At 65.9% G+C, this 14442-nt stretch carries 14 protein-coding genes; 2 read left to right on the top strand and 12 right to left on the bottom strand.

Going from position 1 to position 14442, the window contains the following annotated elements; all coding sequences use genetic code 11:
- Window positions 1-2 precede the first annotated feature (2 nt).
- The 12 genes from ABZ293_RS14405 to uraD all read right to left on the bottom strand — a co-directional run bounded on the left by ABZ293_RS14405 (window position 3) and on the right by uraD (window position 11749).
- Complete coding sequence (locus tag ABZ293_RS14405) at window positions 3-926, bottom strand: NAD(P)-binding domain-containing protein (RefSeq protein ID WP_355180613.1); 924 nt, start codon at window positions 924-926, stop codon at window positions 3-5.
- Window positions 923-1726, bottom strand: a complete 804-nt coding sequence (locus tag ABZ293_RS14400; RefSeq protein WP_355180611.1) for a TIM barrel protein — start codon at window positions 1724-1726, stop codon at window positions 923-925. The genes ABZ293_RS14405 and ABZ293_RS14400 overlap by 4 nt, the downstream gene beginning before the upstream one ends.
- Window positions 1723-2103: a gamma-glutamylcyclotransferase gene (locus ABZ293_RS14395; RefSeq protein ID WP_354951098.1), complete on the bottom strand. Its 381-nt coding sequence runs from the start codon at window positions 2101-2103 to the stop codon at window positions 1723-1725. Before ABZ293_RS14395 ends, ABZ293_RS14400 begins: the two co-directional genes overlap by 4 nt.
- A gap of 188 nt (window positions 2104-2291) precedes the next feature.
- Window positions 2292-3359, bottom strand: coding sequence for an XdhC family protein (locus tag ABZ293_RS14390; protein WP_355180609.1), 1068 nt, complete (start codon window positions 3357-3359; stop codon window positions 2292-2294).
- A 4-nt stretch (window positions 3360-3363) separates the two neighbouring features.
- Window positions 3364-4806, bottom strand: coding sequence for an NCS2 family permease (locus tag ABZ293_RS14385; protein WP_355180607.1), 1443 nt, complete (start codon window positions 4804-4806; stop codon window positions 3364-3366).
- Between the two features lie 126 nt (window positions 4807-4932).
- On the bottom strand, window positions 4933-7266 hold the full coding sequence (locus ABZ293_RS14380; protein ID WP_355180605.1) for a molybdopterin cofactor-binding domain-containing protein: 2334 nt from the start codon (window positions 7264-7266) through the stop codon (window positions 4933-4935).
- A complete protein-coding gene (locus tag ABZ293_RS14375; protein WP_355180787.1) occupies window positions 7266-8600 on the bottom strand; it encodes an 8-oxoguanine deaminase in 1335 nt (444 codons plus the stop codon). The genes ABZ293_RS14380 and ABZ293_RS14375 overlap by 1 nt, the downstream gene beginning before the upstream one ends.
- A gap of 113 nt (window positions 8601-8713) precedes the next feature.
- Window positions 8714-9184 carry a (2Fe-2S)-binding protein gene (locus ABZ293_RS14370; protein WP_355180603.1) on the bottom strand — a complete coding sequence of 157 codons (471 nt, stop codon included), beginning with the start codon at window positions 9182-9184 and terminating at the stop codon, window positions 8714-8716.
- Complete coding sequence (locus ABZ293_RS14365; protein ID WP_355180601.1) at window positions 9184-10059, bottom strand: FAD binding domain-containing protein; 876 nt, start codon at window positions 10057-10059, stop codon at window positions 9184-9186. Before ABZ293_RS14365 ends, ABZ293_RS14370 begins: the two co-directional genes overlap by 1 nt.
- 2 nt (window positions 10060-10061) lie before the next feature.
- Window positions 10062-10937 carry a factor-independent urate hydroxylase gene (gene pucL / locus ABZ293_RS14360; RefSeq protein ID WP_355180599.1) on the bottom strand — a complete coding sequence of 292 codons (876 nt, stop codon included), beginning with the start codon at window positions 10935-10937 and terminating at the stop codon, window positions 10062-10064.
- Between the two features lie 3 nt (window positions 10938-10940).
- Window positions 10941-11240: a hydroxyisourate hydrolase gene (gene uraH / locus ABZ293_RS14355; RefSeq protein WP_354951114.1), complete on the bottom strand. Its 300-nt coding sequence runs from the start codon at window positions 11238-11240 to the stop codon at window positions 10941-10943.
- Complete coding sequence (gene uraD, locus ABZ293_RS14350) at window positions 11237-11749, bottom strand: 2-oxo-4-hydroxy-4-carboxy-5-ureidoimidazoline decarboxylase (protein ID WP_355180597.1); 513 nt, start codon at window positions 11747-11749, stop codon at window positions 11237-11239. Before uraD ends, uraH begins: the two co-directional genes overlap by 4 nt.
- Before the next feature lie 169 nt (window positions 11750-11918).
- On the opposite strand from uraD, the gene ABZ293_RS14345 reads away from it, so the two are divergent.
- Together ABZ293_RS14345 and ABZ293_RS14340 are read left to right on the top strand one after the other, a co-directional pair.
- Complete coding sequence (locus ABZ293_RS14345) at window positions 11919-13424, top strand: PucR family transcriptional regulator ligand-binding domain-containing protein (RefSeq protein ID WP_355180595.1); 1506 nt, start codon at window positions 11919-11921, stop codon at window positions 13422-13424.
- A gap of 177 nt (window positions 13425-13601) precedes the next feature.
- Window positions 13602-14207, top strand: a complete 606-nt coding sequence (locus tag ABZ293_RS14340) for a hypothetical protein (protein ID WP_355180593.1) — start codon at window positions 13602-13604, stop codon at window positions 14205-14207.
- Window positions 14208-14442: the final 235 nt, after the last annotated feature.

Raw genomic sequence — 14442 nt, 5'->3', positions numbered from 1 at the left:
GGTCAGTTCTCCCCGCCCCGCCCCGACAGTGCCTCGGCGACCTTCAGCAGACCGGAGTGGTCCAGCGAACCGTGTCCCATGGCGCGGGCGGCGGCGATCAGCTGCGCGGTGAGCGCGCCCATCGGGATCGACACCTCCGCGTCGCGGGCGGCCTGCAGGATGATGCCCATATCCTTGTGGTGCAGGTCGATACGGAAGCCGGGCTTGAAGTCGCGCTTCAGCATGGACGCGCGCTTGAGTTCGAGGATCTTGCTGCCCGCGAGTCCGCCCGCCAGCACATCCAGCCCCTTCTCGGCATCGGCGCCCAGGTTCTCCATCAGCAGGATCGCCTCGGCCACCAGCGCGTAGGTGCCGCCGACGACGAGTTGGTTGGCGGCCTTGACCACCTGACCGGCGCCGTTCGGGCCGACCAGCGCGAAGGTTTTGCCGACCGCCTCGAAAATCGGGGTGGCCGCGGCGAAGTCGGCCTCGGCACCGCCGACCATGATCGACAGCGCGGCATTGATCGCGCCGGGCTCACCGCCGGAGACCGGGGCATCGAGCACACGCAGGCTCTTCTTGGCGCCCTGCTCAGCGGTCCAGCGTGCGGTCTTCGGCGTAATGGTGGAGAAGTCGATGTAGAGCGTGCCGGGGGCGGCGTGTTCCAGGACATCGGCGAAGACCGCCTCGACGTGCTCGTCCTGGGGCAGCATCGTGATGACGATGTCCTTGTCCCGCACCGCTTCCGCGACACCGGAGGCGGTCGAGCCACCTGCGGCCTTCAGCTTCTCCAGACCGATTGGGCCGATATCGTAGCCGGTCACCTCGTGTCCGGCCTTGACCAGGTGGCCCGCCATCGGGCTGCCCATGATCCCCAGGCCGATAAAGCCGATCTTGCGCCCACCCATCGCGCCCCCCGCGGAATCGCTTCGCGATACTGTACTCATTTGATCCACTTCCAATTCAGCTCGGGGTCTTTGTATTCGAGGCCGATCCAGCCGTCGTAGCCGCTCTCGGCGAGGGTTTGGAACAGCGCGGCGAAGTCGAGTTCGCCGGTGCCGGGACGGCCGCGCCCCGGATTGTCGGCGATCTGTACGTGGCCGATATGCGGTGCGTGCGTGCGGATTACCGAGTGCAGCTCCTCGCCCATCCGCGCGAGGTGGTAGAGGTCGCAGAGGAAGCGCACATTGGGCGCGCCGGTCTGCTCGATGATCTGCACGGCGTGCGCCGCGCTCACGATCGGATAGTTCGGCGACTCAAAGGAATTCAGCGCCTCCAGCAGGACCGTGGCACCGATGACACCAGCCGCCTGTGCGGCCGAGCGCAGGTTCTCCAGCGCGAGTTCGTCCTGCTTCTCCGGACTCTCGCCCTCGACCCGGTTGCCATACAGGGCGTTCAGCGCGCGGCAGCCGGTCTCCTCGGCGATGCCGACGGCGACATCGATATTGTCGCGGAACCGGGTGATCTCGCTCGGAATCGAGACCAGCCCGCGACCGCCCGCCGGAATCAGATCGATGAAGTTCAGCCCGACCAATTCCACACCGGCATCGCGGATCGCGCGGACGAATCCGTCGATCTCCTTATCGCCCGGCGCCGGATCGTCCCCGAACGGCCACCAGAATTCGACCGCGTCGAATCCGGCTCGCTTTGCCGCGGCGGGCCGTTCGAGCAGCGGGAGATCGGTGAACAGAATCGAACAATTGACGTCGAATTTCGGGAATGCGACGCTCTCGGCGTGCTTGGTCATTCAGCTCCTTCACGGTATTTCCGCCAGCTGCCGATGGCGGTGATGTCGATCAGCTCCGGATATGAGGTGGGTGGTCGGCGCAGCAGCATCGACAGGACCGAACGGCCGTCGTCGAGTTCGATTGCGCCGAGTTCGAGTTCGGGCGGTTCGGCTGGTAGCAGCCGCTGCCGTAGCACCTCCATCGGGACGTCGAAGAGTTCGCCGGAGATCGAGTCGCCGCCGTCCGCGGCGGGATCCAGACCCGGGAACCGGTTGCCGACCGAATAGAAACGATAGCGCGGTGCGGTTTTCGCTTCTCCCGCGAAAGGTGCACCGTCCAGCAGATGATTGAGCGGTCCGCCGCGCATGGCGGAACCATTCAGAAATATCAGCGGCATTCAGCGGTTCCTTTGTTCGCAATTTCGTCAATTATGTTGGCCGACCGCACTGTCGGAACAGCGGTAATGAGCACGAAGCCGATCGAATATCCCGAAGTCGATTTCGTAGGATGCTCCAGCCGCGGACTCGACGCCGAAGCCACGCACCCCGCGTACCGGGTGTACGGATGCACGGCGGGGTGCGCGGCTCACCGGACCGGGACCAGGTCCCGGTGGATCGGTCCGCCGGTGGTGGTGAGCGGTTGGGCCGAACCGCCACGGCGGATCGCGACGATCTCGGCGGCGATGGATACCGCGGTCTCCTCCGCGGTGCGCGCGCCCAGATCCAGGCCGATGGGTGAATGCAATTGGGCCAGTTCGGATTCCGGCACACCAGCGGCGCGCAGGCGGGCCATGCGGTCCTCATGGGTGCGACGGGAACCCATCGCGCCCACATAGGCCACCGGCAGTCGCAGCGCCACTTCGAGCAGTGGAATATCGAATTTGGCATCATGGGTGAGCACACACAGCACGGTGCGCGAGTCGACCTGTGTGCGTGCCAGATAGCGGTCCGGCCACTGCACGACGATCTCATCGGCATCCGGGAAGCGCGCACGGGTGGCGAAGACCGGGCGAGCATCGCATACCGTGACGTGATATCCGAGGAATCGTCCGATCCGAGTGACGGCGGCCGCGAAATCTATGGCGCCGAAGACGATCATGCGCGGCGGCGGTACGTAGGATTCTACGAAAACCGTGACTTCACCTGCACCACAGCCGATCTCGCGCATACCGGTGGCGCCCATCTCGAGCATTGCCCTGGCCTCGACCACAACCGGCCCGTCGAACGCCGCGCCGACGGTCCACCAGGAGCCGATCGCCATGGCCGCACCGGTTTTCAGATCCCGTACCAACGCGACCGGCTCGTCGGTGCGCAGGATCGCCTCGATGGCGACCCGCTCGACCGCGGTGATCGGCTGGACGAAGACCTCGAGTTCGCCGCCGCAGGTCAATCCGACCGCGAAGGCGTCATCATCGCTGTATCCGAAGGTTTCGCGCATCGGCTGCCCGGTGCGCAGGACCTCACGGCAGAGTTCGTATACCGCGCCCTCGACACAGCCACCGGAGATACTTCCGATGACAATGCCGTCGGCGTCGACCGCCAGCGCCGCACCTGGCGGCCGCGGGGCACTGCCGGTGACGCCGATGACGGTGGCGACGGCGTAATCCTTGTCCGCCGCATGCCATTTCCGAAGTTCTGCCGTGAGGTCGCGCATGGTGCTATCCGCCCAGGAGTAGTTCGATGGCCGAGATGCCGAAGTAACCGGCGAAGACGAGGCTCACCACCCCGATCAGCCAATGGATTTCACGGAATTTGCCGCGGGCCACCTTGATCACCACAAAGGCGATGAGGCCAGCGCCGACACCGTTGGTGATCGAGTAGGTGAACGGCATGAGCACGATCGTCAGGAAGGCGGGTACCGCCACCTCCAGATCGTTCCAGTCGATCTTGCGGGCCTGGGTCATCATCAGCGCACCGACGATCACCAGCGCCGGAGCGGCGGCCTGGATCGGCACCACCGCGGCGAGCGGGGTGAAGAATACTGCGAGGCAGAACAGTCCACCGGTGACCAGGCTGGTCAGACCGGTACGGGCACCCTCACCGACACCCGTCGCGGACTCGACGTACACGGTATTGCCCGCGCCGCCGCTGACACCGCCGATGATCTGCGCGACACCGTCGATGGTCAGGACCTTGCCGAGGCTGGGCATGGTGCCCTTCTCATCGAGCAGACCGGCCTCGTCACAGACGCCGAAAACCGTTCCCATGGCGTCGAAGAACCCGGTCAGCACCAGGGTGAACAGCACGACCCCCGCAACCAGCCCGCCCGCCTCGGCGAATCCGCCGAACAGGTCGATATGCAGTGCCAGTCCGAAATCGGGTGCGGCGAAGAAACCCTTCGGCTTCTCCGGCACCACCGGACCCCAGGTCTGTGGATCGATCTCGGCCGCCGCGTTGACAATGATGGCGAGCACCGTCGCGATGGCGATGCTGATCAGAATCGCACCGGGCACCTTGCGGATGAACAGCGCCAGCATGACCAGCAGGCCGACCGCGAAAACCACCACGGGCCAACCGGATAGATGACCACCGGCCCCGAGGGTGACCGGCGGACCGGTCTGCGCGCCGTGTCCCACCACCCCGGCCGAGACCAGCCCGATCATGGCGATGAACATGCCGATCCCGACGCCGATGGCATTCTTGAGACCGAGCGGAATGGCGTTGATGATCATCGTCCGCAATCCGGTCGCGGCCAGGATCACGATGATCACGCCCATCAGCACGACCAAACCCATGGTCTGCGGCCAGGTCATATGTGGTGCGGCCTGGAAGGCGACCACCGGAACCACACCGAGACCCGCGGCGAGCGCCAGGGGCACATTGCCCGCAACGCCCATCAGGATGGTGCTGAGTCCCGCGGAAAATGCGGTGGCCGTGGTGAGTTGAGCGATGCTCAGCTTGTCACCGTTGACATCCGCGACGCCGCCGAGAATCAGCGGTACCAGTAGGATGACATAGGCCATGGCGACGAAAGTGGTAATGCCGCCACGGATTTCGCGGGAAACGGTGGTTCGGCGTTCGCTCAGCCGGAAGAACCGGTCGAGCGCAGACCTTCCTGCTACCGGCTCTGGTGTGCTGGGCTTGGTCTGTATCTGGGTCATTGGCGTGCCCTCCTCGGGGCGTAGCCGACCTACGGTCGGGACTTCTCATCCAGACCGCTCGGTTCGGGTACTGCTGTTGTGGGGTCTCTCCCGGACACCGATGGGTGCCCTGGCTGCCCCTGTTGATCAACTGCTCCGGATGATGTCTTCCGGTCGCACCGGCACTCGGTTGATGTGCACGTTTCCACCCCGTGATCGGCACGCGTCACGGATCGCGGCGGCAATCGCGGGGGTGGAGGAGAGCGTGGGCGGCTCTCCGGCGCCGCGCAGCCCGTAGGGGGCGTGCGGATCGGCATTTTCGAGAATCTCCAGCCGCTGTGACGGCGTGTCGAGAATCGTCGGGATCAGGTAGTCGGTGAAGGACGGGTTGCGCACCTTGCCGTCTTTGACCTGAATTTCCTCCATGACCGCCAGGCCGAGCCCCTGAACGGAGCCGCCGTGGATCTGGCCCTCCAGGGACAGGCGGTTCATGATCTTGCCCACGTCCTGGACCGCGTCCAGGGAGACGACCTTGACCAGGCCGAGGTCTGTGTCCACGTCCACCACGGCGCGGTGTACGCAGAGAGCCAGTTGGGTGTGGCTATTTCCCTGTCCCGTAACGGGATCCATACCGGTGGTCGGCCGGTGGTGGTACTCGCGGGTCTCTTCGACAACCCCCTCATCCAGGACATCGACGATCGCCGCGAGTACCTCCCCCCGGCTCGAGACCACCTTGCCGCCGACCAGACGCAGCCCCAGCGACGGCCCGAATTTGGCCTGCGCCAGCGCGAGTACGCGTTGCCGGACGGCTTCACACGCCGCCTTCACGGCGCCACCGGTCATATAGGTCTGCCGGGAGGCGGATGACGAACCGGAGTCGCCGATCTGGTTATCGGCCGGGGCAATGGTGACCCGTTCGATGCCGAGTTCGGTGCGTGCGATCTGCGCCTCGACCGTCACCAGCCCCTGGCCGACCTCGGCGGCCGCGGTGTGCACCAGCGCAACCGGTTCTCCCGCAATGACTTCCAGCCGCACCCGCGCGGTCGAGTAGTCGTCGAAGGCCTCGGAGAAGCAGATGTTCTTGATGCCGACGCCGTAGCCGACACCACGCACCACCCCCTCGCCGTGCGTGGTCTGCGATGCGCCACCGGGCAGATTGCGGATATCCGAGGCGTCCAACTCCGGGGGCATCGGCATATCGCGCAACTGCCCCAGCATCTCGGCCATCGGCGTCGGCGCGTGCAGCACCTGACCGGTCGCCAGCTTGGACCCCTGTGATACCGCGTTGATCTGACGCACGTGCACCGGATCGAGATCCAGTGCCTCGGCGACCTTGTCCATCATCGATTCATGTGCGAAACATGCTTGGACAGCACCGAATCCACGCATCGCGCCACACGGCGGATTGTTGGTGTAGACACCGTAGGCGTCGATCTCGATATGCGGGATCTCATACGGGCCGACCGCCAGCGAGGACGCGTTACCGGTGACATTCAGCGTTGCCGAGGTGTACGCGCCACCGTCGAGGACGATGACAACCTTTGCGTAAGTGAGCTTTCCGACGGCATTGGCACCGTATTCGTAGAGCATCTTCGCCGGGTGCCGATGCACGTGCCCGAAGAACGACTCCTCGCGGTTGTACACCATCTTGACGGGCTTGCCGGTGTGCATGGCCAGCATGCCCGCGTGGATCTGCATGGACAGGTCCTCACGGCCGCCGAAGGCTCCGCCGACACCGGCCATGGTCATGCGGATCTGGTCGTCGGCCAGGCCGAGGCACGGGCCGATCTGGGACAGATCATTGTGCATCCACTGGGTGGCGACGTAGAAGTCGAGCCCGCCGTCCTCGGCCGGAATCACCAAGCCGGATTCGGGGCCGAGGAATGCCTGGTCCTGAATGCCGACCTCGAATTCCTCCGCGACCACCACGGTCGCCAGTGCGCGGCCCACGGTGATATCGCCGACGCGCACCGGCTGGTGGCGGGCGATACCGCCGCGTTCCTGCACCTTCAGCCGATTCGGAGCCGAGATCACCGCCATCGGATCGGTAATGGGTTCCAGTACCTCCCAATCGATGTCGATGGCGGCCAGGGCACGCCGGGCGATCTCGGGGTGGTCGGCGGCGACCAGGGCGATGGGTTCACCGTGGTGGCGCACCTCACCGATGGCCAGGACCGGCTGATCCCAGGTGTGGTCGAGGCCATACACCTTGCGGCCGGGCACATCCTCATGGGTGAGCACGGCGTGCACACCGGTCATGGCCAGTGCGGGCGCGATGTCGATACTGCGGATAATCGCCCGCGGATGCGGGCTGCGCAGGGTCGCGCCCCACAGCATGCCGTCGATCCACAGGTCGGAGGAATAGGCGAACTCGCCCTTGACCTTCAAGGTGCCATCGGGACGCAGCGGACTCTCGCCGATGCCGCCTTTGCCCGGCGCGGCGACCTCACCCGGGAAGCGGGTGGTCCGTGGGATGGTCATCATGCCTCCTGTCGCATCAGCCGTTTCCGGGCCGCGACACCGGCTCGGCCGACGACATCCTGTGCGACGGTGCGCAATTCGTCGTTTTCCACGACGGTGCGTCCGCCCACCAGTAGTCGGGCCAGCGGGGGCGTCGGTCCGAAAACCAAGGAGCAGACCGGATCTTCGATCGCCGACCGGAAGCCGTCGACCCGCCAGATGGCCAGATCGGCGAGTTTGCCGGGTTCGATACTGCCGATCTCGTGGTGGCGGCCGAGATTGCGGGCGCCGCCGAGCGTGCCGATCTCGAGTGCCTGGCGCGCGGTGAAGGCGGTCGGCCCATTGACCGCGCGCTGGAACAGCATGGCCTGGCGCATTTCTCCGGCCATCGAGGTGAGTTCGCTCGAGGCCGCGCCGTCGACTCCGAGGCCCACCGGCGCACCGGCGGCCACCAGATCGCTGACCCGGGCGATACCGGCACCGAGCCGGGCATTCGAGCTCGGGCAGTGCGCGGAACCGCTGCCGGTTTCGGCGAAGCGACGGATATCGGCGTCGTGCAGATGCACGGTGTGGGCGAACCAGACGTCCTCACCGAGCCAGCCGAGCTTTTCCATATATTCGACCGGGGTGCAGCCCATCTGCTCGATGCAGTGTTCTTCCTCGTCGAGTGTCTCGGCGAGATGGGTATGCAGCCGAACGCCTTTGGCGCGTGCGAGGGTGGCGGAATCAACCATCAGGCCTTCGCTGACCGAGAACGGCGAGCAGGGTGCCACCGCGACCCGCAGCATCGAGTCGAACGACGGATCGTGGTACTTATCGATGACTTCGGCAGTGTGGGTAAGGATTTCATCGCGGCTCTCGACCACCTCGTCCGGCGGCAGACCGCCGTCCTTCTGCCCGCGGTCCATGGAACCGCGGCACGGGTGGAAGCGCAGGCCGATCTCGCCGGCCGCGCACACCTCGGCCTCGAACAGATCGCCGCGACCCTTCGGGAAGATGTAGTGGTGATCGCTGCTGGTGGTGCAGCCGGTCAGCGCCAGCCAGCCCAGGCCAGCGGAGGCCGCGCCGTAGACGACGTCCGCGTCCATGCGCGCCCAAGTGCGGTAGAGGCCGGTCAGCCATTCGAATAGGGTCGAGTCCTGGAACAGACCCTGGCTCGCCCACTGGTAGAGATGGTGGTGGGTGTTGACCAGGCCGGGCGTGACCAAACAGCCTGTGCCGTCGATCCTTTCGGCATCGGGCACGATCGGCGCGGGGCCAGTCCCGAGGGATTCGATACGGCCATTGGCGATGACGACATATCCGGACGCGATCTCGTCACCGACGACCGGCGCGATATACGCGTTCTCAATGATGGTCTTACGCCCCGTCTCCCGACCGCCACCCCTCACGGAATCACTGCGCGATGCTGTCTGCCCACCCGTCACCCGACCGCCACCCCTCACGGAATCACTGCGCGATGCTGTCTTCATTTGTCCGCCTTACGTGCCGCGGCCAGTCGCACCGCGTCGAGGATCTTCTCGTATCCCGTACAACGGCAGAGGTTTCCGGCGAGCGCCTCGCGGATCTCCACATCGGAGGGATTCGGATTGCGTTGGATGAGGTCGTGCGCCTGCACGATGAGACCCGGTGTGCAGAAACCACACTGGACCGCACCGGCCTCGACGAACGCCTCCTGCATCGGATCGAGCTTCGCCCCCTTGGCCAGCCCCTCGACCGTACGCACCGAGCGATCCTGCACCTGCCCCGCGGCCACCAGACAGGAACACACCGGGGTGCCGTCCAAATAGACTGTGCACGAACCGCATTCGCCTTGCTCGCAGGCGTTCTTGGAGCCGGGCAGGCCCATCCGCTCGCGGAGCATATAGAGGAGGCTCTCGCCCTCCCACACATTGTCGACGGTCTCTTGCGAGCCGTTGACGTCGAAGGTCACACGCATCAGGCTGCCCTCCTTCTTTCTGCCAGGTAGTCCGTCCACGCCCAGGACAGGGTGCGGCGGGCCAGCACCGTCAGGGCATGTTTGCGGTATTCCGCGGTGCCGCGCACGTCATCGATCGGCTTGGCGGCGGCGGAGGCCAGTTCGCCGAATTCGCGGATGACCTCGAAAGGCAACGGGGACGGGTCATCCCAGTCGAGGGTGCTGGCCAGGAACTCCTCGGCCGGGCCCGCCCGCAGCGGGGTCGGTCCGGCGGAACCGATGCCGGTGCCGACCGTGCGGGTATCGGGGTGCAGCGCGATCGAGAACGCGCAGACCGCGATCACCATGGCATTGCGGGTGCCGACCTTGGAGAAGTACTGCGGTCCCGTGGCGGGCTCGATCCAGATGGCGCGGATCAGCTCGTCGGGCTCCAGTGCGTTCTTCTTCACCCACACGTAGAAGTCGTCGATCGGGATCATGCGGGTACCACGCGCGGCGGACTCCACTTCGATCACCGCATTGGCCGCCAGTAGCGCGGGATGGGCGTCCCCGGCCGGAGACGCGCCGCCGAGATTGCCGCCGACCGTGCCGCGGTTGCGGATCTGCGGCGAACCGACCGTGCGCGACGCCTGTGCCAGACCGGGCAACTGCTGGCCGAGCCGGTTGATGATGCGCACGTACGGGACGCCAGCGCCGATCCGGATTCGACCGTTGGCCTCGGTCGAATAGTCGAACAGATCGCGACAGCGGTTCAGGTCGAGCAGTGCCGCCGGGCGGCCGTGGTCGAAGTTGAGTTCCACCATCACGTCGGTGCCGCCCTGGATGGGCTTGGCCTCCGGATTCGCGGCCTTCAGCGCAAGCGCCTCGGCCCAGGTATCGGGTCGTAGGAAATCCATCGTCACTCCCAGGCCGGTCCGGGCGCGGGGGCATCCTCGCTGAGCACGGTGCCTTCGATCAGGCCATAGGGCCGATCCGCGGCGAAGAACACCTCGTTGTCGTTCGCCAGTCCGAAGCCCGACAGATCCACGACGAAGTGGTGCTTATTGGGCAGCGACAGCCGCACCTCACAGACCTCCGGTACCGCGCTGATCACCCGGTCGCCCATGGCGTAGAGGGTCTGCTGCAGCGAGTAGCTGTAGGTGTCGGCGAATGCCTCCAGCAGCGCGCCGCGGACCTCGCGGTAGGCCTTGTCCCAATCACCCGGTTCGCTCGCGAAACGCCACTCCGCGTTGACCTCGGTGGCCAGCACCCGGTCGTAGGCCTCCTGCAGGGTCGTGTACTTGTCCTCGAGGTAGCCATGGAATTCCGAGCCGGTGGAATTGAGCACCACCAAACCCGTCAAACCCGATACCACCCAGGCGTTTTCGCCGTCGTAGTGCACGCGCGCGGTGCGAGTCTCCTGGCCGGAGCGCACGAACGAATGCTGCTTGTCGCCGGGGCCCACCACAATGCGTTCCCACGCGTACTCCTCCAGAGAGACCCGCGCATGGTGGATGGGCGGCTGCGAGTCGACGAAATGCCGTGCCAGCAGCAGACCGAACGCCTCCGGCGAGGTGATGCCGTGCTCCTTGGCGAAGGCGAAGACGGTGTTCTTCTGGGTGTCGGTCGGCAGGACCGTCGCATTGTCACCGGTCAGGTGGACCTCGTCCATGTCACCGGATAACGCCACACCGACGTTCAGATCCCGGATCTCGTGGATGCCACCGGTTTTCGTCACCCGGACGACCCGGTTTTCCGCTTTGCCGTATCTATTCGGCCCGAGCTTGATCGACATTGTTCAGCTACCTCGGTAGGTCGAGTAGGAGTAGGGACTGAGCAGCAGCGGCACGTGGTAGTGCTCGGCTGGGTCGGCGACGCGGAAGTCGATGGTCACCGACGGGTAGAACGGGCTGAGGTCACCGGTGTCGAAAATCAGCCGGTGCGCACCGATTTCGGGAGCGGGCAGATCCTTGACGCGCCCGTCGTCGTCGGTGCGACGCTCGGCGAGCACGGTGCCGTCGGCCCTTTCCAGCCGCACCGCCAGCCCCGCGGCCGGGCGGCCGGACCCCGCGTCCAGCACATGGGTGGACAGACTCACTTGTCCTCCAACAGCTTTCGGATGCGCAGCCGGGTGATATCGGCGAGTTCGCGTTGGGTCGCGATGCGTTCACCCTCGGCGGTATTCGCCAGGCGCCTGCGCAGTTCGGCGCGGATATGCTCGGCCGAGCGGCCGGCGGCGCGGATCAGGAAGACATGTCCGAACCGCTGCTCATAGGCCAGGTTGCCCGCGGCGATATCGGCGAGGACCTGCCGGTCGGCATTCGCGGTCGCCGACTGCTCACCGGCGGACCACTTCGCCTCGCGCTCGTGCGTACCCGCCTTCGCGCGGTCGCCGATGCGCGGATGCGCGCACAGCGCCTGCTCGATATCCGGCCAACTCAGCTCCCGCACCCCGGCGACGGCGGCGGCCATCAGGCTCGTGCTGTCCACGTAGGGCCGGTGCGCCGCCACCTTCTGCGCCCAGACATGCGAGGCACAGCAGGTCAGCAATTCCGCCTCGGCCTGATCCGGTGGCAGCGAGTTGAGCCATCCGATCTCACCTGACATCCGATCTCCATTTCGAGCTTGTTTTGCGATGGGAGTAAGTACACCCGCCGTTCATCAGCGCTGCTAGGACCCAGAAATCTGAAGTGTGCGCCAGTTCACACGGGCCGTTTTGTGCGAATATCCAAAGCGTCTTCGGGCGGGCTCAGAATCGGCTGTTAGCCTCGGCGCTGTGCGACTTAGATCACTTCTCACCATGGATCTCGGTCTCGAGCTCGTCACCGGCGAGGACGAGCTCGACCGCTTCGTGCGCTGGGTCGTGACCACCGACATGCTCGATCCGAGCCGCTATCTCTCCGGTGGTGAGCTGGTGCTGACCGGCCTGCAATGGCGGCTCGAGCCCGAGGACAGCGAGATCTTCGTGCGCGCGCTGGCCCGGGCCGGAGTCGCCGGACTCGCCGCGGGCGACGCCCGCTACGGCGGTGCGCCGCCCGATGTCGTCGAGGCCTGTCAGCGGCACCGGATCCCGCTGTTCCGTGTGCGCGAAGACGTCGCGTTCGCCCAGGTCACCGAGACGCTGACGCGCAATCTGTCCACCGGCCGGGCCGCCGATCTGACCGCCATCCTCGACCGCCACCGCCAGCTCGTCTCGGGTACCGGCCTCGGATCGGTGCTGGAGCTGATCGAACGCGATCTGGGAATGCGATGCTGGGTGGTCTCCTCGACCGGACGCGTGGTGGCCGGGCCGGTGTCGCCGCCGCCGGTCGAGGTCACCGCCGCTTTCTTGAACGCGCGCCGCCTGCCCCACGTGCTGGTTCACGATAGGGCCCGCTACTCACTGTTCGCGGTCGACGAGCACAGCACCTCCCGCGCGGCCGACTGGTTCATGGTCTTCGAGGGCGACTGCAGGGACTGGCCGGAAGAACGCCGCACGCTGACCGGCGAACTCGCCGCGGTCGTCTCGCTCGAACGCGCGCGCATCGACGACCGGCAGAGCGCCGAAGGCCGCCTGGCCCAGGAGCTCATCGAACTCATCGTCTCCGATGCCAAACCGGCCGAAATCATTTCCCGCCTCGAACTGACCGGCCTCGGCCCCGCCGAGACCTATATCGCCGTGGCCGCCGGAGCCGAAGCAGAAGCCTTGCGCCCCGGCGAATTACGCGTCCTGCTCCGCGAAATCCTTTACGGCAAAAGGCCAGCCGCGGGTGTCGTGGACGGCGAAGCCATTGCCCTGATCCCCGCCGATCCCGATGGCACCATCATCACCGAAATCCACCGTGCGGTAACCGCTTTGGAACCCGGCCTACGCGGCGCCCGCCTATCGATCGGCGTCAGCGGCATCGTCGACGGCGAAGGCCTACGGGGCGCGGTCGAAGAAGCCCGCTATGCCCGCCGCCTCGCCGAAGGCCGTCACCAACCCACCAGCGTCGTCGGCCACGATGAACTGGCCACCCATATGCTGCTGCTGGCCAGCGTCCCCGACGAGGTCCGCCGCATGTTCCGCCTGCGTTTGCTGGACCCCCTCAGCAGCTACGACCAGGAGAACCGCGCCGACCTGGTCCACACCCTGGAAACCTTCCTCCAGGTCTCCGGCTCCTGGACCAAATGCGCTGAGCTACTGCACGTCCACGTGAACACCCTGCGCTACCGGATCCAGCGCATCGAGGAGCTGACCGGCCGAGACCTATCCCGCCTCGAAGATCGCGTCGACTTCTTCCTGGCCCTCGCCCTGCGCTGACCCGCCACCGGTCCGCTTGCCGCCGCGGCCCCGCTCTTGCGCTCGGCTGCGTGGCGGCGAACCATTAGCTGTGCGGTGGCCGCGTTCGCGGGCCGTGCGGTCCCAATGCCCTCGGTGGACCACGACGCATCGCCCCCGCGACACAGCGGAGTGATCCCTCCGCACGAGGAGGACTCGATGTTCATCCAAGTCATTCAAGGCAAGGTCGCGGATGCCGATCGACTGCGTCGATGTATGGATCGGTGGAACGAGGAATTGCAACCGGGCGCCACCGGCTACCTCGGCACGACCAGCGGGTTGTGCAACGACGGGACGTTCATCGCCATGGCACGATTCGAATCCGAGGAAGCGGCGCGGCGCAATAGCGACCGTCCGGAGCAGGGTGCGTGGTGGGCCGAAACCGAACAGTGCTTCGACGGTCCGGTCACCTTCATGGACTGCCCCGATGTGACACAGTGGCTGGGCGGCGGCTCCGATCAGGCCGGTTTCGTACAGATCATGGAGGGCCATACCTCCGATCAGCGCCGCATGCGCGAACTCCTCTCGCAGGGCACCGATCGCATCCAGCAATTGCGCCCGGAGATCATCGGCGGCACCCTGGCGACCTACGGCGACGACGGATATGTCGAGGCCGTGTACTTCACCTCCGAAGCCGAAGCCCGCGAGCACGAAAAGCTGGAGATCCCCGACGATCTGCGGTCGCTGTTCGAAGAGGAGAGCGAACTCATGGGCGAGGTCGAATTCTTCGACCTACACGAGCCCATGCTCGTCTCCCGGCGATAGCCGATCCATCAGCCGCTGTCGCATATCTGGTGGCACCCTTGCATACGCCGCACTGTTCGAGGCTGCCACCGGATATGCGACAGCCGCTGTGTTCACTCTGACCGATACCCAAATGTGTTGCCCTGGGCACAAACTCGGGTGGTGGGGACAACAGTTCAGCAGCTGCTGACGCTCGGCGGAGTAATTCTCGGGGCGGGGGCGATGTATGCGGCGACGGCGATAAACGAGCGCGCGA

Source organism: Nocardia sp. NPDC005998, assembly GCF_040614395.1.
GTDB lineage: Bacteria > Actinomycetota > Actinomycetes > Mycobacteriales > Mycobacteriaceae > Nocardia.
This window is presented reverse-complemented; position numbering and strand designations above follow the sequence as displayed.

Coding starts and splice junctions, on each gene's coding strand:
- ABZ293_RS14380 (WP_355180605.1), bottom strand. CDS start 7,266: ATGACCATCCCACGGACCACCCGCTTCCCGGGTGAGGTCGCCGCGCCG.
- ABZ293_RS14405 (WP_355180613.1), bottom strand. CDS start 926: ATGAGTACAGTATCGCGAAGCGATTCCGCGGGGGGCGCGATGGGTGGG.
- ABZ293_RS14365 (WP_355180601.1), bottom strand. CDS start 10,059: ATGGATTTCCTACGACCCGATACCTGGGCCGAGGCGCTTGCGCTGAAG.
- ABZ293_RS14370 (WP_355180603.1), bottom strand. CDS start 9,184: ATGCGTGTGACCTTCGACGTCAACGGCTCGCAAGAGACCGTCGACAAT.
- pucL (WP_355180599.1), bottom strand. CDS start 10,937: ATGTCGATCAAGCTCGGGCCGAATAGATACGGCAAAGCGGAAAACCGG.
- ABZ293_RS14385 (WP_355180607.1), bottom strand. CDS start 4,806: ATGACCCAGATACAGACCAAGCCCAGCACACCAGAGCCGGTAGCAGGA.
- ABZ293_RS14390 (WP_355180609.1), bottom strand. CDS start 3,359: ATGCGCGACCTCACGGCAGAACTTCGGAAATGGCATGCGGCGGACAAG.
- ABZ293_RS14400 (WP_355180611.1), bottom strand. CDS start 1,726: ATGACCAAGCACGCCGAGAGCGTCGCATTCCCGAAATTCGACGTCAAT.
- ABZ293_RS14395 (WP_354951098.1), bottom strand. CDS start 2,103: ATGCCGCTGATATTTCTGAATGGTTCCGCCATGCGCGGCGGACCGCTC.
- uraD (WP_355180597.1), bottom strand. CDS start 11,749: ATGTCAGGTGAGATCGGATGGCTCAACTCGCTGCCACCGGATCAGGCC.
- ABZ293_RS14340 (WP_355180593.1), top strand. CDS start 13,602: ATGTTCATCCAAGTCATTCAAGGCAAGGTCGCGGATGCCGATCGACTG.